General features: G+C 67.9%; 18 protein-coding genes. 13 read left to right on the plus strand and 5 right to left on the minus strand.

Annotated elements, in window-relative coordinates:
• The 11 genes from A5750_RS05865 to proB form a co-directional block, all read left to right on the plus strand.
• Positions 1-333, plus strand: a 333-nt coding sequence (locus A5750_RS05865; RefSeq protein WP_231989142.1) for a transglycosylase family protein, incomplete at its 5' end; no start/stop codon positions are given.
• Positions 334-406: 73 nt separating this feature from the next.
• Entirely contained in the window at positions 407-1,663 is a 1,257-nt protein-coding gene (locus tag A5750_RS05870; RefSeq protein WP_067261579.1) for a trans-acting enoyl reductase family protein, read from the plus strand.
• 65 nt (positions 1,664-1,728) lie between these two features.
• Positions 1,729-4,386: a valine--tRNA ligase gene (locus A5750_RS05875; protein ID WP_067261581.1), complete on the plus strand. Its 2,658-nt coding sequence runs from the start codon at positions 1,729-1,731 to the stop codon at positions 4,384-4,386.
• A complete protein-coding gene (locus A5750_RS05880; protein ID WP_067261584.1) occupies positions 4,383-5,828 on the plus strand; it encodes a folylpolyglutamate synthase/dihydrofolate synthase family protein in 1,446 nt (481 codons plus the stop codon). Before A5750_RS05875 ends, A5750_RS05880 begins: the two co-directional genes overlap by 4 nt.
• Complete coding sequence (locus A5750_RS05885) at positions 5,825-6,175, plus strand: DUF4233 domain-containing protein (RefSeq protein WP_067261586.1); 351 nt, start codon at positions 5,825-5,827, stop codon at positions 6,173-6,175. Before A5750_RS05880 ends, A5750_RS05885 begins: the two co-directional genes overlap by 4 nt.
• Positions 6,176-6,247: 72 nt before the next feature.
• On the plus strand, positions 6,248-6,658 hold the full coding sequence (ndk, locus tag A5750_RS05890; protein ID WP_066952715.1) for a nucleoside-diphosphate kinase: 411 nt from the start codon (positions 6,248-6,250) through the stop codon (positions 6,656-6,658).
• Between the two features lie 331 nt (positions 6,659-6,989).
• Positions 6,990-9,794: an Rne/Rng family ribonuclease gene (locus A5750_RS05895; protein ID WP_067261588.1), complete on the plus strand. Its 2,805-nt coding sequence runs from the start codon at positions 6,990-6,992 to the stop codon at positions 9,792-9,794.
• Between the two features lie 213 nt (positions 9,795-10,007).
• Positions 10,008-10,319, plus strand: a complete 312-nt coding sequence (gene rplU / locus A5750_RS05900) for a 50S ribosomal protein L21 (RefSeq protein ID WP_007169506.1) — start codon at positions 10,008-10,010, stop codon at positions 10,317-10,319.
• 15 nt (positions 10,320-10,334) lie between these two features.
• Positions 10,335-10,589 (plus strand): 50S ribosomal protein L27, encoded by a 255-nt coding sequence (rpmA, locus tag A5750_RS05905; RefSeq protein ID WP_046186480.1) that lies wholly within the window; start codon positions 10,335-10,337, stop codon positions 10,587-10,589.
• Positions 10,590-10,685: 96 nt separating this feature from the next.
• Positions 10,686-12,128: a GTPase ObgE gene (obgE, locus tag A5750_RS05910; protein ID WP_066952719.1), complete on the plus strand. Its 1,443-nt coding sequence runs from the start codon at positions 10,686-10,688 to the stop codon at positions 12,126-12,128.
• Positions 12,125-13,228, plus strand: coding sequence for a glutamate 5-kinase (gene proB / locus A5750_RS05915; protein ID WP_066952720.1), 1,104 nt, complete (start codon positions 12,125-12,127; stop codon positions 13,226-13,228). The genes obgE and proB overlap by 4 nt, the downstream gene beginning before the upstream one ends.
• 5 nt (positions 13,229-13,233) lie before the next feature.
• Here the strand turns inward: proB and A5750_RS05920 are convergent, their stop codons facing one another.
• The 3 genes from A5750_RS05920 to A5750_RS05930 all read right to left on the minus strand — a co-directional run bounded on the left by A5750_RS05920 (position 13,234) and on the right by A5750_RS05930 (position 14,911).
• Entirely contained in the window at positions 13,234-13,665 is a 432-nt protein-coding gene (locus tag A5750_RS05920) for a DUF5313 domain-containing protein (protein WP_066952722.1), read from the minus strand.
• 23 nt (positions 13,666-13,688) lie between these two features.
• A complete protein-coding gene (locus A5750_RS05925; RefSeq protein ID WP_066952723.1) occupies positions 13,689-14,183 on the minus strand; it encodes a MarR family winged helix-turn-helix transcriptional regulator in 495 nt (164 codons plus the stop codon).
• Between the two features lie 77 nt (positions 14,184-14,260).
• On the minus strand, positions 14,261-14,911 hold the full coding sequence (locus A5750_RS05930; protein WP_066952725.1) for a TetR/AcrR family transcriptional regulator: 651 nt from the start codon (positions 14,909-14,911) through the stop codon (positions 14,261-14,263).
• Positions 14,912-15,017: 106 nt separating this feature from the next.
• Between A5750_RS05930 and A5750_RS05935 the strand changes: the two genes are divergently transcribed.
• The gene (locus A5750_RS05935; protein ID WP_067261590.1) at positions 15,018-16,295 is read left to right on the plus strand and encodes a cytochrome P450; all 1,278 of its coding nucleotides are present in this window, start codon (positions 15,018-15,020) and stop codon (positions 16,293-16,295) included.
• On the opposite strand, the gene A5750_RS05940 is transcribed toward A5750_RS05935, so the two are convergent.
• Together A5750_RS05940 and A5750_RS05945 are read right to left on the minus strand one after the other, a co-directional pair.
• Positions 16,292-17,140 (minus strand): NAD-dependent deacetylase, encoded by an 849-nt coding sequence (locus A5750_RS05940; RefSeq protein WP_067261593.1) that lies wholly within the window; start codon positions 17,138-17,140, stop codon positions 16,292-16,294. The two genes, A5750_RS05935 and A5750_RS05940, sit on opposite strands and share 4 nt — an antisense overlap.
• A 27-nt stretch (positions 17,141-17,167) precedes the next feature.
• Positions 17,168-17,707 (minus strand): cysteine hydrolase family protein, encoded by a 540-nt coding sequence (locus A5750_RS05945; RefSeq protein WP_067261595.1) that lies wholly within the window; start codon positions 17,705-17,707, stop codon positions 17,168-17,170.
• Between the two features lie 59 nt (positions 17,708-17,766).
• Between A5750_RS05945 and A5750_RS05950 the strand changes: the two genes are divergently transcribed.
• A complete protein-coding gene (locus A5750_RS05950) occupies positions 17,767-19,809 on the plus strand; it encodes an NAD(+) synthase (protein ID WP_067261598.1) in 2,043 nt (680 codons plus the stop codon).
• Positions 19,810-19,814 lie beyond the last annotated feature (5 nt).

Here is a 19,814-nt window from a genome sequence, read left to right on the forward strand (position 1 = left end):
CCCCCGGCACCCGACGCCCCGCCGCCGGCACCCGCGGGTTTCGACCCGAACCTGCCGCCGCCTCCGGGCCCGGAGGCCCCGCCGCCTCCTCCGGTCCACGCGTACAGCGTGAACTGGGACGCCATCGCGCAGTGCGAGTCGGGCGGCAACTGGTCGATCAGCACCGGTAACGGCTTCGCCGGCGGCCTGCAGTTCACCCCGAGCACCTGGCACGCCAACGGCGGGTCGGGTTCCCCCTCCGGCGCCAGCCGTGAGGAGCAGATCCGGGTGGCCGAGAACGTGCTGCACTCGCAGGGCATCGGCGCGTGGCCGGTCTGCGGGCGTCGCGGCTGACCAACGCACCAATAAGTAATGCCGGGCTTTGGGCCCGGCATTACTTATTGGCGGGTCCGGTAGCGTCGGGCCGGTGACCGCAACGCCGCGCGAATTCGACATCGTGTTGTACGGGGCGACCGGCTTCGTCGGGAAGTTGACCGCCGAATACCTGGCACGAACGGGTCCGGGCACACGGGTGGCGCTGGCCGGCAGGTCAACCGAGCGGCTGCGGGCCGTCCGCGACACGCTGGGCGAAACGGCGCAATCCTGGCCGCTGGTCGCCGCCGACGCATCGTCGCCGTCGACGCTGAACGCGATGGCGGCCCGCACCCAGGTCGTGATCACCACGGTCGGGCCCTACACCCGCTACGGGCTGCCGCTGGTGGCCGCCTGCGCCGCGGCGGGCACCGACTACGCCGACCTGACCGGCGAACCGCCCTTCATCCGCAACAGCATCGACCAGTACCACAAGCAGGCCGCCGACACCGGCGCCCGCATCGTGCACGCGTGCGGATTCGATTCGGTCCCCTCGGATCTCACGGTGTATGCGCTGTACCTTGCGGCGCGCGACGACGGCGTGGGTGAGCTGGCCCAGACCGATTTCGTCGTGCGCTCCCTCTCCGGTGGACTGTCCGGCGGCACCATCGCCTCGCTGCTGGAAGTCCTCGACGCCGCCTCCGGGGATCCCGATATCCGTCGCCAACTGGCCGACCCCTACACCCTGAGCAACGATCGCGCCGCCGAACCGGAGTTAGGCCGCCAGCCCGATTTACCGTGGCGTCGTGGTCGCGACATCGCACCCGAACTGGCTGGTCTGTGGACCGGCGGATTCATGATGGCGCCGGCCAACACCCGAATCGTCCGGCGCAGCAACGCGTTACTGGACTGGGCCTACGGCCGGCGGTTCCGTTACACCGAGAGCATGAGCCTGGGGTCATCGCCCCTCGCGCCGGTGGGATCCGCCGTCTTGAGCGGCGTGGGCAACGCGAGCATGGAGCTGGGCAGCCGCTACTTCAAGTTGTTGCCTCGCCGCCTGGTGGAACGCGTCATCCCGAAGCCCGGCACCGGACCCAGCGCGGCGGTCCGCGAGCGCGGTCACTACCGCGTCGAGACCTACACCACCACAACCAGCGGCGCCCGATACGTGGCGCGCATGGAGCAGCGCGGAGACCCCGGCTACAAGGCGACCTCTGTGCTGTTGGGCGAGTGCGGCCTCGCGCTGGCATTCGACCGTGACAAGCTCACCGATCTGCGCGGCGTCCTCACTCCCGCGGCCACCATGGGCGACGCGCTGCTGGCCAGGTTCCCTGCCGCGGGTGTGATGCTGCACGTGGACCGACTGCCATAGTGAGCTGACTCACCGGCGATTTGGGCACTTACATCCTGGTGAACGGCGCTCCCTAGAATTGACGGGTGACCGCCAGCCGCAGCCCCGCCACCGACCTGCCCAAGTCGTGGGATCCCGCTGCCGCCGAAAGCGCGATCTACCAGAAGTGGCTCGACGCGGGCTACTTCGAGGCCGACCCGACGAGTGCCAAACCCGGATACTCGATCGTGCTGCCGCCGCCGAACGTGACCGGCAGCCTGCACATGGGCCACGCGCTGGAACACACCATGATGGACGCCCTGACCCGTCGCAAACGGATGCAGGGCTATGAGGTGCTGTGGCAGCCGGGCATGGACCACGCCGGCATCGCGACGCAGAGCGTGGTGGAAAAGCAGCTTGCGGTCGACGGCAAGACCAAAGAGGACTTCGGCCGCGAGCTGTTCGTCGAAAAGGTCTGGGACTGGAAGCGCAAGTCCGGGGGTGCGATCAGCGGCCAGATGCGCCGGCTCGGCGACGGGGTGGCCTGGAGCCGCGACCGGTTCACCATGGACGAGGGCCTGTCGCGGGCGGTGCGCACCATCTTCAAGCGGCTCTACGACGCCGGCCTGATCTACCGCGCCGAGCGGCTGGTCAATTGGTCACCCGTGCTCGAAACCGCGCTCTCCGATATCGAAGTCAACTACGAAGAGGTCGAGGGTGAGCTGGTGTCGTTCCGCTACGGCTCCCTCGACGACTCGCAACCCCACATTGTGGTCGCGACCACGCGGGTCGAGACGATGCTCGGCGACACCGCCATCGCGGTCCATCCCGAGGACGAGCGGTACCGGCATCTGGTCGGCACAACCCTGCCCCACCCCTTCGTCGACCGGCAGCTCCTCATCGTCGCCGACGAACACGTGGACCCCGAATTCGGCACTGGCGCGGTCAAAGTCACGCCCGCCCACGATCCGAACGACTTCGAAATCGGCCTGCGGCACCAACTGCCGATGCTCTCGATCATGGACACCAAGGGCCGGATCGCCGATACCGGAACGCAATTCGACGGCATGGACCGATTCGAGGCCCGGGTCGCGGTGCGCAAAGCGCTGGCCGCCGAAGGCCGTGTCGTCGCGGAGAAGCGTCCATACCTGCACAGCGTCGGGCATTCTGAGCGCAGCGGTGAGCCGATCGAGCCGCGGCTGTCACTGCAATGGTGGGTGCGCGTGGAATCGCTGGCCAAAGCCGCCGGCGATGCGGTTCGCAACGGGGACACCGTGATTCATCCCGCCAGCCTGGAGCCACGCTGGTTCGCCTGGGTCGACGACATGCATGACTGGTGCATCTCGCGGCAGCTGTGGTGGGGCCATCGCATCCCGATCTGGTACGGGCCCAACGGGGAGCAGGTGTGCGTCGGCGCTGACGAGACACCGCCGGAGGGCTGGGAGCAAGACCCCGACGTGCTGGACACCTGGTTCTCCTCGGCCCTGTGGCCGTTCTCCACGCTGGGCTGGCCGGAGCAGACCCCCGAGCTGGAAAAGTTCTATCCGACAAGCGTCTTGGTCACCGGATACGACATCCTGTTCTTCTGGGTGGCCCGCATGATGATGTTCGGCACCTTCGTCGGCGGCGACGACACCATCACGCTCGACGGTCGCCGCGGCCCACAGGTGCCGTTCACCGATGTGTTCCTGCATGGGCTGATCCGTGACGAATTCGGCCGCAAGATGAGCAAGTCCAAGGGCAACGTCATCGACCCACTCGACTGGCTGGACACGTTCGGGGCGGACGCGCTGAGGTTCACGCTGGCCCGCGGCGCCAGCCCCGGCGGCGACCTGGCCGTCGGCGAGGACGCCGTCCGGGCGTCGCGGAATTTCTGTACCAAGCTCTTCAACGCCACCCGCTACGCGTTGCTAAATGGTGCGCACGTCGCACCGTTGCCCGCGCAGGACGAGCTGACCGATGCCGACCGCTGGATCCTGGGACGGCTGGAAGAGGTTCGCGCCGAGGTCGATTCGGCCCTGGACGGTTATGAGTTCAGCCGCGCCTGCGAGGCGCTCTACCACTTCGCGTGGGACGAATTCTGCGACTGGTACGTCGAATTGGCCAAAACCCAGCTGGCCGAGGGGAACGCACAGACCACCGCGGTGCTGGCCGCTGTGCTGGACACGCTGCTGCGGTTGCTGCACCCGGTCATCCCGTTCCTCACCGAGGCGTTGTGGCAAGCCCTGACCAACCAGGAGTCGCTGGTGATCGCCGACTGGCCGGGGTCGTCGGGTATCGACCTGGATCCGGTTGCCCTCCAACGGATCAGCGACATGCAAAGGCTGGTCACCGAGGTCCGCCGGTTCCGCAGCGATCAAGGCCTGGCCGATCGGCAGAAAGTGCCGGCCCGGCTGGGCGGCATGGACAGCGCCGATTTGAGCACCCAGGTGGCCGCGGTGACATCGCTGGCCTGGCTCACCGCGCCGGGCGATGCGTTCGAGCCGTCGGTGTCGCTGGAGGTGCGGCTCGGTCCCGGCATGAACAGCACGGTCGTCGTCGAGCTCGACACCTCGGGCACCATCGATGTCGCCGCCGAGCGCCGCCGCCTGGAGAAAGACCTCGCCGCGGCGCAGAAGGAATTGGCCTCGACCACAGCCAAATTGGCCAACGAAGACTTTCTGGCCAAGGCCCCGCAGAAGGTCGTCGACAAGATCCGCGACCGCCAGCGCGTGGCGCAGGAGGAGACCGACCGGATTAACGCGCGGCTGGCCGGGTTGCAGTGAGCGAGCCCTCCGACTGGTCCGAGCCCGGCGAGGCCACCAGCCTGGCTCCCACGCCGGACGAGATCGCCTCCCTCCTGCAGGTCGAACACCTGCTGGACCAACGCTGGCCGGAGACGAAGATCGAGCCGAGCCTGACCCGGATCAGCGCGCTGATGGACTTACTGGGCTCACCGCAACTGGCCTATCCCTCGATCCACATCGCGGGCACCAACGGCAAGACCTCGGTGGCGCGCATGGTCGACGCGCTGGTCACCGCGCTGCACGGTCGTACCGGGCGAACCACCAGCCCGCACCTGCAGTCGGCGGTTGAGCGGATCGCGATCGACGGTCGTCCGATCACCCCGGCGCAGTACGTCGCGACGTATCGAGAGATCGAGCCCTTCGTGCAGATGATCGACGCGCAGTCGAACGCCGCCGGCGGCCCGGCGATGAGCAAGTTCGAGGTGCTGACCGCCATGGCGTTCGCCGCGTTCGCCGACGCGCCCGTCGACGTCGCGGTCATCGAGGTCGGCATGGGCGGGCGGTGGGACGCCACCAACGTCATCAACGCCCCGGTGGCGGTTCTCACCCCGGTCGGCATCGACCACGTCGAATACCTCGGTGACGACCTCGCCGGCATCGCCGCCGAGAAGGCCGGCATCATCACGAAGGCTCCCGACGGCGCACCCGACACCGTCGCCGTCATCGCACGCCAGGCGCCCGAAGCGATGGAAGTGCTGCTGGCCCAGACCGTGCGGGCCGACGCCGCGGTGGCCCGCGAGGATTCGGAGTTCGCGGTTTTGGAGCGTCGGGTCGCGATCGGCGGGCAGGTGCTGCGGCTGCAGGGCCTCGGCGGGGTGTATTCCGACATCTACCTTCCGCTACACGGCGAACACCAGGCGCACAACGCGGCGGTCGCACTCGCGGCGGTGGAAGCGTTCTTCGGCGCCGGGGCGCAGCGGCAACTCGACGTCGAGGCGGTGCGGGCCGGGTTCGCCGCGGTCACCAGCCCCGGCCGGCTGGAACGCATGCGCAGCGCGCCCACCGTTTTCATCGACGCCGCCCACAACCCGGCCGGTGCGGCCGCGCTGGCGCAGACCCTGAGCGACGAATTCGACTTCCGCTATCTGGTTGGTGTGCTCAGCGTGCTGGCCGACAAGGACGTGAACGGCATCCTCGGGGCGCTCGAGCCGGTTCTGGATGCCGTCGTCGTGACCCACAACGGGTCGCCGCGGGCACTGGACGTCGAGTCGCTGGCGCTGGCGGCGGGGGAGCGGTTCGGGCCCGATCGGGTGTTTTCCGCCGAGAACCTGCGCGACGCCATCGACGCCGCGACCGCCCTGGTCGACGACGCGACGGTGGACGGAGAACCCGAAGCCTTCTCCGGCGCCGGAATCGTCATCACGGGCTCGGTCGTCACCGCCGGGGCGGCGCGGACCCTGTTCGGTCGGGATCCGGAATGACCGACCAGAACCGGGCGGACCCCTGGAAGAGCTTCGGCGCGGTGATGGCCGCGACGCTGCTCCTGGAAGCGATCGTGGTGCTGCTGGCGATTCCAGTGGTCAGCGCCGTCGGCGGTGGACTGAGGCCGGTGTCGCTGGGTTATCTGATCGGGGTGGCCGCGCTGCTCATCCTGCTGGGCGGGGTGCAGCGCAAACCCTGGGCCATTTGGGTGAACCTGGGTGTCCAAGTCCTCCTGCTTGCCGGCTTTGCGGTGTATCCCGGCGTGGGGATCATCGGGGTGCTGTTCACGGGATTGTGGGCTCTGATCGCGTACTTCCGGGCCGAGGTGCAACGCCGCCAGCGGTAGGGGCGGCCCCCAGAGGACCCCGCCGCACTCGCCGCCCGACCGATCGCCGCCCGGTTCTGTACGCTGTGCGCCGTGACCGAACGGACCCTGGTACTGATCAAGCCAGACGGCGTCCAGCGGCAGCTGGTCGGGGAAATCATCGGCCGCATCGAGCGGAAGGGCCTGAGCATCGCTGCGCTGGAGCTTCGGCGCGTCAGCGAAGACCTGGCCGCCGAGCATTACGCCGAGCACGAGGGCAAGCCGTTTTTCGGCTCGCTGCTGGAGTTCATCACCTCGGGTCCGGTGGTGGCGGCAATCGTCGAGGGACCGCGGGCGATCGCTGCGTTTCGGCAGCTCGCGGGCGGAACCGACCCGGTGGAGAAGGCCACACCCGGCACGATCCGGGGCGATTTCGGGCTGGAGACGCAGTTCAACCTCGTGCATGGGTCCGATTCGACCGACTCCGCAAAGCGCGAGATCGCGCTCTGGTTTCCCGACGCGTAGCGCCCCGGTTAACGGGGCCGCGCCGCGCCGCTGACGGCCCGTTGGCTCACGGGTTGGTGGGGCTCGCCGAGTGATGTGGGATACTGACGGAGGGTGAACGTCGCCGGACCGGCTTCGGACACCCGAATGAAGACTTAGACAAGCGCGATCATCGCCACCCCGGCGTTGGTGCGCGGCATGTCAGGCCATCATTCAGCACGGCGCCGAGTGCATTCCCCGCGAACCGCTCGGGGCGAGACCATCACAAGCCCGGGGGAAGTTAGCCGGGCCCATAGCGAAGCCCTCGCGTGGCCGCGTCGCAAGGACGCGCCCGGGGGCTTGAGGAGAATACGTGGTAGACGGTGCACCATCCGCAGAGTCATCCGAAGAGCCGACTCGGCACGACGAACTGCCGGACCGCCTGAGAGTCCATTCGCTCGCCCGAACGCTGGGGACGACCAGTAAGCGAGTGCTGGATGCGCTCAGCGCCCTCGACGGACGGATACGCAGCGCGCACTCCACCGTGGACCGTGATGACGCGGTACGGGTACGCGATCTGCTGGCTGCCCAGCCCGATGAGGGCGCCGCGGACGCCGGAGCCGGCGGCGAGAACGCCGCCGCGGCCGGGGAACCCGAATCCCGGCTGATGCTCGAGACGGCGGTCGAGCGGCCGCACTACATGCCGCTGTTCGTCGCGCCGCAGCCGGTACAGGTGGAGGAAGACGACGGCAACGCCGACGACGACACCGACTCCGATGATTCCGACGCCGACGACGAAGACGACGAGCAGGCCGATCGACCGGCCAACCGGCGGCGCCGACGGGGCCGACGCGGGCGCGGCCGCGGCCGGGGTGAGCAGGGCGGACCCGACAACCAGAACGACTCGGGCGACGACGACGAGCCGCAACAACGGGGCCAGAAGGCGGGAGAGGGCGACTCCTCCGACGCCGAGGACGACGACGGCGAAGACGACGACTCCGATGACTCCGACACCGGCGATGACGGTTCGGCGGAGGGCGGCAACCGCCGCCGCCGCAGGCGCCGGCGACGCAAGTCGGGCTCGGGCGACGACGGTGATGAAAACGCATCTTCCGACGACCCGCCCAACACGGTGGTGCACGAGCGGCCGCCCCGCAGCGGGAAGAACGGCGGCAATGGCGGAAATGGCTCGTCAAACGCCGAGATCAAGGGCATCGACGGCTCCACCCGGCTGGAGGCCAAGCGCCAACGGCGCCGTGACGGCCGCGACGCCGGGCGGCGTCGTCCGCCGGTACTGAGCGAAGCGGAGTTCCTGGCGCGTCGCGAGGCCGTCGAACGAATCATGGTCGTGCGCGACAGGGTCCGCACCGAGCCGCCGCATCAGGGGGCGCGCTACACCCAGATCGCCGTGCTGGAGGACGGCATCGTGGTCGAGCACTTCGTGACCTCGGCCGCGTCCGCCTCGCTGGTGGGCAACATCTACCTCGGGATCGTGCAAAACGTCCTGCCGTCGATGGAGGCGGCGTTCGTCGACATCGGCCGCGGCCGCAACGGCGTGCTCTACGCCGGCGAGGTCAACTGGGAAGCCGCCGGCCTGGGCGGGTCCGACCGCAAGATCGAACAAGCGCTCAAACCGGGCGATTACGTCGTGGTCCAGGTGAGCAAGGACCCCGTCGGGCACAAGGGCGCCCGGCTGACCACCCAGGTATCGCTGGCCGGCCGCTACCTGGTCTACGTGCCGGGCGCGTCGTCGACCGGGATCAGCCGCAAGCTGCCGGACACCGAACGGCAGCGGCTGAAAGAAATCCTGCGCGAAGTGGTGCCGTCCGATGCCGGGGTGATCATCCGCACCGCATCCGAGGGCGTCAAAGAAGACGACATCCGCAACGACGTCACCCGGCTGCAGGAGCGCTGGAAGCAAATCGAGGCCAAGGCGGGCGAGATCACCGAGAAGGCCGCCGGCGCGGCCGTCGCGCTCTATGAAGAGCCCGACGTGCTGGTCAAGGTCATCCGTGACCTGTTCAACGAGGACTTCGCCGGCCTCATCGTCTCCGGCGACGAGGCGTGGACGACGATCACCGACTATGTGAATTCCGTTGCGCCCGACCTGGTTTCGAAGCTGAACAAGTACGAACCGCCCAGCGGCGCCGACGGTCAGCCGGGGCCCGACGTCTTCGCGGTGCATCGCATCGACGAGCAACTCGCCAAGGCGATGGAGCGCAAGGTCTGGCTGCCCTCGGGCGGCACGCTGGTGATCGACCGGACCGAGGCCATGACGGTGGTCGATGTCAACACCGGCAAGTTCACCGGGTCCGGCGGCAACCTCGAGCAGACGGTCACCAAGAACAACCTGGAGGCGGCCGAGGAGATCGTCCGCCAACTCCGGCTGCGTGACATCGGCGGCATCGTGGTCATCGACTTCATCGACATGGTCCTCGAGTCCAACCGCGACTTGGTGTTGCGGCGGCTCACCGAGGCGCTGGCGCGCGACCGCACCCGCCATCAGGTGTCCGAGGTGACGTCGCTGGGTCTGGTCCAGCTGACCCGCAAGCGGTTGGGTACCGGGCTGATCGAGGCCTTCTCGACGTCGTGCACCCACTGCGGCGGCCGGGGGATCGTGCTGCACACCGACCCGGTGGATTCGGCCCCCTCGAACGGACGCAAGTCGGAGTCCGGTGGTCGCCGCGGCAGGCGCTCCAAGAAGAAAGGGACCGAGGAGCCGGTGGTGGCCAAGGTGCCGGCTCATGCTCCCGGCGAGCACCCGATGTTCAAGGCGATGGCCGCCGGCGGGTCCGCGCAGACCGACCGTGACGACGACGAGTCAGACGAGTCCGCCGAGGAAGCGACTGACGAGCTCGACGAGCGCAAGCAACGGGGCGCGGCCGACGTGGAGGACACCGACCAAGAGGACTTCGAAGACACTGACGAAGACACCGACGACTCTGAGGACGATCTCGACGACGACGACGAGGATCTCGACGACGAGGACGACCTCGGCGAGGACGACGAGGACCTCGAGATGGACGACGACCTGGACGTCGAGGACGATTCCGACTCCGATGACTCCGATTCCGACGAGGATTCCGACGGGTCCGTCAACGGCGGACCGGGCTTCGAACGCCCGCGGCGGCGCCGCGCGGCAGGCAGACCGGCGGGCCCGCCCATCCACGCGGACTGACCTGGACCAGTTTGACCCTGTAGCCGCTGGTCAAGTACCCTAGGACAGTTGTCGTCAGGCCGGGTGGACTTTGGCCGGCGACAGCGGGACTCCCGGGCAGCCGGCGCAGACCCGCAACCCAGACCCACTTAGCTTTGTCCGAGCGCACCGCCGGTGGCTCGCGCGCGAAGAGCCGAAGAGCGGCTGAGCACAGGAAAGAAGGCAGGAGCAACGATGGCGACCTACGCAATCGTCAAGACGGGCGGCAAGCAGTACAAGGTCGCCGTCGGGGACGTGGTCAAGGTCGAGAAGCTCGACTCCGACCCGGGCGCGAACGTGTCGCTCCCCGTCACCCTGGTCGTGGACGGCGCGAAGGTGACCACCGACGCCGCCGCGCTGGCGAAGGTGGCGGTGACCGGCGAGGTGCTCGAGCACACCAAGGGCCCCAAGATCCGTATCCACAAGTTCAGGAACAAGACCGGCTACCACAAGCGTCAGGGGCACCGTCAGCAGCTGACGGTCCTGAAGGTCACCGGAATCAAGTAGCGGGAGGCGACAGACATGGCACACAAGAAGGGCGCTTCCAGCTCGCGCAACGGCCGGGATTCCGCCGCTCAGCGGCTCGGCGTGAAGCGGTTCGGCGGCCAGATCGTCAAGGCGGGCGAGATCATCGTTCGCCAGCGTGGCACCAAGTTCCACCCCGGCCTGAACGTCGGGCGTGGCGGTGACGACACGTTGTTCGCCAAGGCCGCCGGAGCCGTCGAGTTCGGCATCAAGCGCGGCCGCAAAACCGTCAGCATCACGCCCCAGGTCTAGGCCTCACGAGCCGGGGGCACCGCCCCCGTGCGGGGAACGTTTCGGCGGCTTCGCGAGGTATTCGCCCTGGCGTGACATTCGAAGGGCTGGTATTCGATGCCTCGATTTGTCGATCGGGTCGTCATCCATGCGCGCGCGGGTTCCGGCGGTAACGGCTGCGCGTCGGTCCATCGCGAGAAATTCAAGCCGCTGGGCGGCCCCGACGGCGGCAATGGCGGCCGCGGCGGCAGCATCGTGTTCGTCGTCGACCCGCAGGTCCACACCTTGCTGGACTTCCACTTCCATCCGCACGTCACCGCGCCGTCGGGCAAACAGGGGATGGGCAACAACCGCGACGGTGCGGCCGGCGCGGACTTGGAAGTCAAGGTTCCCGACGGCACCGTGGTCTTGGACGAAAACGGCCGGCTGCTGGCAGATCTGGTGGGTGCGGGCACCCGCTTCGAAGCCGCGGCCGGTGGCCGTGGCGGCCTGGGCAACGCCGCACTCGCGTCGCGGGCCCGCAAGGCCCCCGGTTTCGCGCTGCTCGGTGAGCAGGGCGAAGCCCGGGACCTGACGCTCGAGCTCAAGACCGTCGCCGATGCCGGCCTCATCGGTTTTCCCTCGGCCGGGAAATCGTCACTGGTGTCGGCGATCTCGGCGGCCAAACCGAAGATCGCCGACTACCCGTTCACGACGCTGGTGCCCAACCTCGGTGTGGTGTCGGCGGGCGAGCACACCTTCACCGTCGCCGATGTGCCGGGCCTGATTCCCGGCGCAGCGCAGGGCCGTGGCCTGGGCCTGGATTTCCTTCGGCACATCGAGCGCTGCGCGGTGCTGGTGCACGTCGTCGACTGCGCCACCGCCGAGCCGGGCCGCGACCCGATGTCCGACATCGACGCGCTGGAAGCCGAACTCGCCGCGTATACGCCCACCCTGCAAGGTGATTCGGTCCTGGGCGATCTCGCCGAGCGGCCACGGGCGGTGGTGCTCAACAAGATCGACGTGCCCGAGGCGCGGGAACTCGCCGAATTCGTCCGCGACGACATCGCCGAACGCGGCTGGCCGGTGTTCCTCGTGTCGACGGTATCGCGGGAAGGCCTGCAGCCGTTGGTCTTCGGGCTGTGGCGGATGATCTCGGAATACAACGCCGCCCGCCCGCAGGTGGTGCCGCGTCGGCCGGTCATCCGGCCGGTTCCCGTCGACGATAGCGGCTTCACCGTCGAGCCGGACGGCGAGGGCGGCTTCGTGGTCACGGGCGCGCGGCCCCAGCGTTGGGTCCGGCAGACCAACTTCGACAATGACGAAGCCGTGGGCTACCTCGCCGACCGCCTGGCCCGGTTGGGTGTCGAGGATGAACTGCTGCGGCTGGGCGCGCAACCCGGGTGCGCCGTGACCATCGGGGACATGACATTCGACTGGGAGCCGCAAACGCCTGCGGGACAACAGGTTGCGATGTCTGGGAGAGGCACCGATGTGCGGCTGGAACGCAGCGAACGCACCGGGGCCGCGGAGCGCAAGGCCGCCCGCCGTCAGCGGCGCGAACGCGGTGACGAGTCGTGAGCACGCACCGTGAAGCCATCCGGACCGCGCGCAGCCTGGTGGTCAAGGTCGGGACCAACGCGCTGACCACACCGTCGGGGGTGTTCGACGCGGGTCGGCTGGCCGGGCTGGCCGACGCCATCGAAACGCGCATGAAGGCGGGCACCGACGTCGTCATCGTCTCTTCGGGCGCGATCGCCGCCGGCATCGAACCGCTCGGGTTAAACCGTCGCCCCAAGGATTTGGCGACCAAGCAGGCCGCGGCCAGCGTCGGGCAGGTCGCGCTGGTGAACGCGTGGAGTGCGGCCTTCGCGCGGTATGACCGCACGGTGGGGCAGGTGCTGCTGACCGCGCACGATATCTCCATGCGGGCCCAGCACACGAACGCCCAGCGCACCCTGGACCGGCTGCGGGCCCTGCACGCGGTGGCGATCGTCAACGAGAACGACACGGTGGCCACCAACGAGATTCGGTTCGGCGACAACGATCGGCTTTCGGCGCTGGTGGCTCACCTGGTCGGAGCCGAGGCCCTGGTGCTGCTCTCCGACATCGACGGTCTGTACGACTCCGATCCCCGAAAAACCCAGGGCGCCCGCTTCATTGCGGAAGTCTCTGGCGCGGCGGACCTGACCGGTGTGGTTGCCGGGCCGGGCAGCGACCTCGGTACCGGGGGGATGGTGTCCAAGATGTCGTCGGCATCGCTGGCCGCCGACGCGGGAGTACCGGTCCTGCTGGCCGCCGCAGCCGACGCCGCGACCGCCCTGACCGATGCCTCGGTCGGCACGGTGTTTGCCGCCCGGCCCGTTCGGATGTCGGCCCGCCGGTTCTGGGTGCGGTATGCAGCCGAGGCGGCGGGCGCGCTGACCCTGGACGAGGGCGCGGTGCGTGCGGTGGTGTCCCAGCGTCGCTCGTTGCTGGCCGCCGGCATCACCGCGGTGTCGGGCCGGTTCTACGCCGGAGACGTCGTCGAACTGCGCGGCCCGGATGCGGCCATGGTGGCCCGTGGCGTGGTGGCCTACGACGCGACCGAGCTCGCGAGCATGATCGGCCGGTCGACCTCCGAGTTGCCGGGGGAGTTGCGCAGGCCCGCGGTGCATGCCGACGACCTGGTGGCGGTTTAAGGCGGCTAGCTGAAGGGGTTGCTGTTGTCCTGCCACGCCGCTGATTCGGGACGCGGCCCGTAACGCAGGGCGTAGTCCTCATGCATCCTCGCTTGCTTCTTGTTCTTGAGCACGTCGACCAGGTTCGGGTTCAGCCCGTGCTGCGCCAGCCGGTGCCGACGCCAGACCTTGTTCAACGCAAGCGAGATCAGCAGGGCCCAGGTGTAGAGCGGCACCGTCATCTCGGTGTGCACGTACAGCGAAGCGGGCAGCAGCCAGAAGGGCGCGAGAACCAACAGCGGTGGGATGGCCCAGCGGATCATGTGCCGGCGCACGGCTCCCTTGCCCGCCAGATCGTTGGCGACCCAGTCGCGCATCGAGCTGGGCAGGCACCGACCGTACGAGTAGGCGATGTGCTGCCAGAAGCTGGGTTTGGTGCGGGTCTTGGGATCGGTCACAGTGACTCCTTTGGGCGGCGGGTTCAGGACTGCTGCAAGGCGCCCGCTGCCAAGGCGGCCGCGTTGATGCGGGTCAGCACCTGGTGCAGGTGCTGAAGTTCGGCGATGTCGACGCCCAGACGCGCGATCACGGCGGGTGGAATCTTCAGCGCACGGCGCCGCAAGGCTGTGCCGCTGTCGGTGAGTTTGACATCAGTTGAGCGCTCGTCGACGGTGCTTCGCGTACGGGTGACGAGGCCGAGCGCCTCCAGGCGCTTGAGCATCGGCGACAGCGTGGCCGGATCCATCTGCAGCGTGGCCGCGATCTCCTTGACCGACAGCGCGTTTCGCTGTTCCCTTGCTACCCGCTGGTGATCCCAGAGCGTCAGCATCACCAGGTACTGCGGGTGGGTCAGCCCCAACGGCTCCAGCAGCGGCCGGTAGACCGCCAAAACGGCGCGGTTGGTCACGCTCAGCGCAAAGCAAACCTGCTGTTCGAGGGAGAGCGGGTCGATCTCCGGTGCGGTCAGCGGCGCCATATTTACATGGTACGGCAATAGTTAGTGTGCTAACTATGTCGGCTCCGTCACAGACGGCCACCGACGTCGCCTGCGCATCAGCGCACCGAGGTGGCCGTGAGATACAGTGCACCCCAAACGATCTCGGTCAACGTGGCGGCCAGTTCCGCGTCGTAGTCGTGCGGGTTCAGCGGGAGGTTCTGCTGACAGGCCCGCTCGACCATCCAGGTCAGCGCGTTGGCAGTGGTGGCCGCCGGCAATTGCGGCCGGATCGAGCCATCGGCCTGCCCCTCCTCGATGACCCGGGTCATCCGCCCGGTGACCGCGGTCAACAGGTTGCGGTAGGTCGCCGCGACCAGCGGGTCATAGCCGGCCATCTCGTTGAGCGCGACCAGCACCGGTTGGTGCCGCCGATAGCTGGCGATGATGCCGTCCATCGCGGCGCGGACGTCGCCCGGATCGTGCCGCCCGGCCACGCTCCACCAGCGATCCGCGCTTTCGGCGAGGTCGGAGAACACCTGGTTGGCGAGTCGGCGCAGCAGGTGCCCTTTGTCCTCGAAGTAGATGTAGAAGCTCGCGCGGGAAATGCCGGCCGCGCCAGACAGCCGGTCCACGCTGAGCTCGGTGAAACTGGCGCCGTCGCGCATCAGCCGCTCGGTGGCGTCCAGCAGCCGGCGCTCGATGTGCTCCCGCCGCTGCTGACGTTCCTGTTCGCGGTTGGCCTGCGGCTTCCGGGTGACCGATGGCATCTTCCCAGCATAGAACGTGGTTTGACGTATTGACTAGACACTCTGTCTAGGAATAGTGTCGCAAGCGAGTCTGTGACCGGCGTCATACGCAACGGAGGGATCACCAATGACCGTGATGACCGGGATGTCGGGGACCGGGAAACCCGGGCGTGCCTACGACCCCATCGACCTGTCCTCGCGGGCGTTTTGGTCGACCACCGCGGCCGATCGCGAGCGTTCATTCGCGGTGCTGCGGGCCGAACGCCCGGTGAGCTGGCACCCCCCGGTCGAAGACGCCCTGATGTCCGATCCCGACGATCCCGGCTACTGGGCGCTAACCCGGCGTGCGGACATCGTCTCGGTCAGCCGCAACAACGAGGCGTTCCTGTCCGGCAAAGGCGTGATCTTCGAGAACGTTCCCGTGGAACTGCTCGAGGCGTCGCAATCCTTCCTGGCGATGGACCCACCGCGGCACACCAAGCTGCGCAAGCTGGTCAGCGCGGCGTTCACCCCGCGGCAGGTCCGCCGCATCGAGGACTCGATCAAGGCGAACGCCAAGACCATCGTCGAAGAACTCCGGGCCGCCGGCAGCGGCGTCGATTTCGTCGAGCAGTGTTCCAAGCAGCTGCCGATCCGCACACTCTCGGACATGGTGGGGATCGAAGAATCCGAGCGCGAGCGCGTGGCGCGGGCCGCCGACGCGCTGGTGTCGTGGGCCGACCCCGTTTACCTCGACGGGCGCAATCCGCTGGAGGTCCTGGTCGAGAATCAGATGTATCTGCACCAGGTCGCCGGCGCGCTGGCCGCCGACCGCCGCGAACGGCCGGGCGACGACCTGTTCAGCGGCCTGGTGAACGCGGAGGTGGACGGGGACAGGCTTTCCGACGCCGACGTGGCGGCGTTCTTCGTGCTGCTCGCCGTGGCCGCCAACGACACCACCCGCCAGACCACCAGCCATGCGATGAAGGCGCTCACGGAGTTTCCCGATCAGCGCGCCTGGCTCCTCGAGGATTTCGACAACCGGATTCCCATGGCGGTCGAGGAGTTCATCCGGTGGGCCTCACCGGTGATGACCTTCCGGCGCACGGCGGCAACGGATGTCGAGCTGGGCGGCCAGACCATCCGGGCGGGGGAGAAGGTGGTGATGTTCTATCCGGCCGGGAACTGGGACACCGAGGCTTTCGACCATCCGGAGCGTTTCGACCTGAGCCGCAACCCCAACCCGCACGTCGGCTTCGGCGGCGGCGGGGTGCACTTCTGTCTCGGCGCGCATGTGGCCCGGGCGCAGCTGCGGGCCATCTTCGGCGAATTGTTGCGGCAGCTGCCCGACATTGAGGCGGGTGAGCCCACCTACGTCGCGGGCAACTTCATTCACGCCGTGCGCAGCATGCCGTGCACGTTCTAACCCGCTGCTATCGGCGATAACTCGTCAGCCAGCAGCGTCAGCAGCTCCGAGCAGCCGCCGTCGACCTTGACGGTGGCCAGGTCATCCCCGCGGGTGCGGCCCCGGTTGATGATGGCGATGGGCCTGCCCAGCGCGGCGGCGTGACGCACGAAGCGGTAGCCAGAGAACACCGTCAGCGACGAGCCGGCGACCAGCAGTGCATCGGCCTCGTCTACCAGTGAATATGCTTGGTCGACAACCTCTTTGGCGACACTTTCGCCGAAGTAGACGATGTCCGGCTTGAGCATTCCGCCACAGCGCGGGCAGTCCAGATAGCGGAATGACGTGGTATCGGCGACGACGGCGTCGGCGTCGGGGGCCACCGCGAGGCCGCCGACCGCTTCGGCGCGCTCGACGAATCCCGGGTTGAGCGCTTCCAGTTGTTCGGCCAGCGCGGCGCGGCTCATGGTGTATCCGCAGTCCAGGCAGACCACCCGCGCGTAAGTGCCGTGGAGATTGACGACGTTCTCGCTGCCGGCCTTGGTGTGCAGCAGGTCGACGTTCTGGGTGATCACCCCGGTCACCACCGAAGCGCGCTCGAGCGCGGCCAACGCCCGGTGACCGGCGTTGGGCATGGTGTCATCCATGTGCCGCCAGCCGACGTGGTTGCGCGCCCAGTACCGCTGCCGGAACACCGGATCCGAGGTGAACTGGCGGATCGTCATGGGATTGCTGGGCGGGGAATCAGGCCCCCGGTAGTCGGGAATGCCGGAGTCGGTGGACAGGCCCGCCCCCGTCAGCACCGCCATCCGGCGGCCGGCCAGCAACGCGACCAACTCCGGCGATTCTGCGCGGGGGGTGGTCACCCCGTCCAGCGTACGGCCACGGGGTGGTTAACCGAGGCACTCCGCGGCGGTGGTGAGCTCCGCGGACATGTTCTTCTCCATCATCTTCAGCGCCGCCGCGGCCAGCTCGGCGTCGATGCCGGCGACCGCGTCGGTCGGAATCACGACGGTAAAGTGGCGCACGTAGGCGTCGAGCGCGGTGTAGAGGATGCACTGCTCGGTGACCTGTCCGGCGATGACCAACCGCTCGGTCTCCAGGCGGTTCAGCAGGTAGGCCAGCGCGGTCGCATAGAAGGCGCTGTGCCGGACCTTGGTCATCACGCGACAGTCCCCGGCCGGCACGATCGGCTTCACCAGATCGGGGCGCGCGCCGTCGAGCGCGGAGCTGACGATGTCGGAGAACTGGGCCGCGAAATCGCCGTAGTTGTCGTTGACGTAGACCAGGTCCACGTCGTCGGATTCGCGTGCGCGCCGGACCAAATCGGCCAGGGGGTCGATGATGCTGGCGACATTGGGTATTAGTTCTTCAGCATCGGGATGCTGATAGGTGTTCATCATGTCGACCACGACGACGGCAGTATCGCTCATGATGGAGGGGATACCCGGCGGCCGCGGGTTGACACAGGTCAGGCGACAATGGAAGGGCGATGGACTTTTACAACGCTTACAGCCAGGGCTTTGTCCGGGTCGCCGCGTGCACGCATCACACCACGCTCGGCGATCCGGCGGCCAACGCGGAGTCGGTGTTGCGGTTGGCGCAGGCTTGTCACGACGACGGCGTCGCGCTGGCGGTGTTCCCGGAGCTGACGTTGTCCGGGTACTCCATCGAGGACATCGTGATGCAGGACCTGTTGCTCGACGACGTCGCGGCCGCCATCGAGAGCATCGTCGGGTCCTCGACCGATCTGCTGCCGGTTCTTGTTGTCGGTGCCCCACTGCGGTACCGCCAGCGCATCTACAACACCGCGGTGGTCATCCATCGGGGCAAGGTGCTCGGGGTGGTGCCGAAGTCGTACCTGCCCACCTACCGGGAGTTCTACGAGCGCCGCCAGCTCGCGGCTGGAGATGACGAGCGCGGCACCATCCGGATCTGTGACGCCGACGTTCCCTTCGGCCCGGACCTGCTGTTCGCCTCGTCCGATGTGTCCGATTTCGTGCTGCACGTGGAAATCTGCGAGGACATGTTCGTGCCGATTCCGCCCAGCGCGGAAGCGGCGCTGGCGGGCGCGACGGTGCTGGCGAACCTGTCCGGCAGCCCGATCACAATCGGCCGCGCAGAGGACCGCTGCCTGTTGGCCCGTTCGGCGTCGGCGCGGTGCCTGGCCGCCTATGTGTACGCCGCCGCGGGCGAGGGCGAGTCGACCACCGATCTGGCCTGGGACGGTCAGACCATGGTGTGGGAGAACGGTGAGCTGCTGGCCTCATCGGAGCGCTTCCCGAAAGGGGAGCGACGCAGCGTCGCCGACGTCGACATCGACCTGCTGCGTTCGGAACGGCTGCGCATGGGGACATTCGACGACAACCGGCGCCACCACCGCGGGTCGGCCGACTCGTTCCGGCGCATCGACTTCCGGCTGGACCCGCCCGACGGCGATATCGGATTGCACCGCGACATCGAGCGTTTCCCCTTCGTTCCCGCCGATCCGCAACGCCTGGAACAGGATTGCTACGAGGCCTACAACATCCAGGTGTCCGGGCTGGAGCAGCGGCTGCGCGCGCTGAACTATCCGAAGATCGTCATCGGGATTTCCGGTGGCCTGGACTCGACGCACGCGTTGATCGTCGCCGCACGGGCGATGGACCGCGAGGAACGGCCGCGCAGCGACATTTTGGCGTTCACGCTGCCCGGGTTCGCGACGGGCGATCGCACCAAGCGCAACGCGATCGAGCTGTGCCGGGCACTCGGGGTCACCTTCTCCGAAATCGACATCACCGAGACCGCAATGGTGATGTTCAAGGAGATCGACCATCCGTTCGGGCGCGGGGAGAAGGTTTACGACGTCACCTTCGAGAACGTGCAGGCGGGCCTGCGCACCGACTACCTGTTCCGGCTGGCCAACCAGCGCGGCGGCATCGTGCTCGGCACCGGCGACCTCTCCGAAATCGGGCTGGGCTGGTCGACCTACGGGGTGGGCGACCAGATGTCGCACTACAACGTCAATGGCGGTGTCCCCAAGACGCTCATCCAGCACCTGATCCGCTGGGTCATCTCGTCCGGCCAGTTCGAGTCCGACGTCACCGACGTGCTGGAGTCGGTGCTGGACACCGAGATCTCCCCGGAGCTCGTACCGAAAGGCGAAGAGGAAGAGCTGCAGAGCAGCGAGGACAAGGTCGGACCGTATGCCCTGCAGGATTTCTCGCTATTCCACGTGCTGCGCTACGGGTTCCGGCCGTCGAAGATCGCGTTCCTGGCATGGCACGCGTGGAGCGACCCCGAGCGTGGGAACTGGCCGCCGGGATTCCCCGCCGACAAGCGACCGGTTTACTCGCTCAAGGAAATTCGGCATTGGCTCGGAATCTTCGTGCAGCGGTTCTACTCGTTCAGCCAGTTCAAGCGCTCGGCATTGCCCAACGGCCCCAAGGTGTCGCACGGTGGTGCGCTGTCACCGCGCGGTGATTGGCGTGCCCCGTCGGACATGTCCGCGCGCATCTGGCTCGACGAGATCGAACGGCAAATACCCGAGGAGTAGACCGC

It is taken from the genome of Mycobacterium sp. 852002-51613_SCH5001154, from assembly GCF_001667425.1.
GTDB lineage: Bacteria > Actinomycetota > Actinomycetes > Mycobacteriales > Mycobacteriaceae > Mycobacterium.

Excerpts from the sequence above, each read along its gene's own strand:
- A5750_RS05885 (WP_067261586.1), top strand. The coding sequence starts at position 5,825 with ATGACCGACCAGAACCGGGCGGACCCCTGGAAGAGCTTCGGCGCGGTG.
- rplU (WP_007169506.1), top strand. The coding sequence starts at position 10,008 with ATGGCGACCTACGCAATCGTCAAGACGGGCGGCAAGCAGTACAAGGTC.
- rpmA (WP_046186480.1), top strand. The coding sequence starts at position 10,335 with ATGGCACACAAGAAGGGCGCTTCCAGCTCGCGCAACGGCCGGGATTCC.
- obgE (WP_066952719.1), top strand. The coding sequence starts at position 10,686 with ATGCCTCGATTTGTCGATCGGGTCGTCATCCATGCGCGCGCGGGTTCC.
- A5750_RS05925 (WP_066952723.1), bottom strand. The coding sequence starts at position 14,183 with ATGGCGCCGCTGACCGCACCGGAGATCGACCCGCTCTCCCTCGAACAG.
- A5750_RS05930 (WP_066952725.1), bottom strand. The coding sequence starts at position 14,911 with ATGCCATCGGTCACCCGGAAGCCGCAGGCCAACCGCGAACAGGAACGT.
- A5750_RS05935 (WP_067261590.1), top strand. The coding sequence starts at position 15,018 with ATGACCGTGATGACCGGGATGTCGGGGACCGGGAAACCCGGGCGTGCC.
- A5750_RS05945 (WP_067261595.1), bottom strand. The coding sequence starts at position 17,707 with ATGAGCGATACTGCCGTCGTCGTGGTCGACATGATGAACACCTATCAG.
- A5750_RS05950 (WP_067261598.1), top strand. The coding sequence starts at position 17,767 with ATGGACTTTTACAACGCTTACAGCCAGGGCTTTGTCCGGGTCGCCGCG.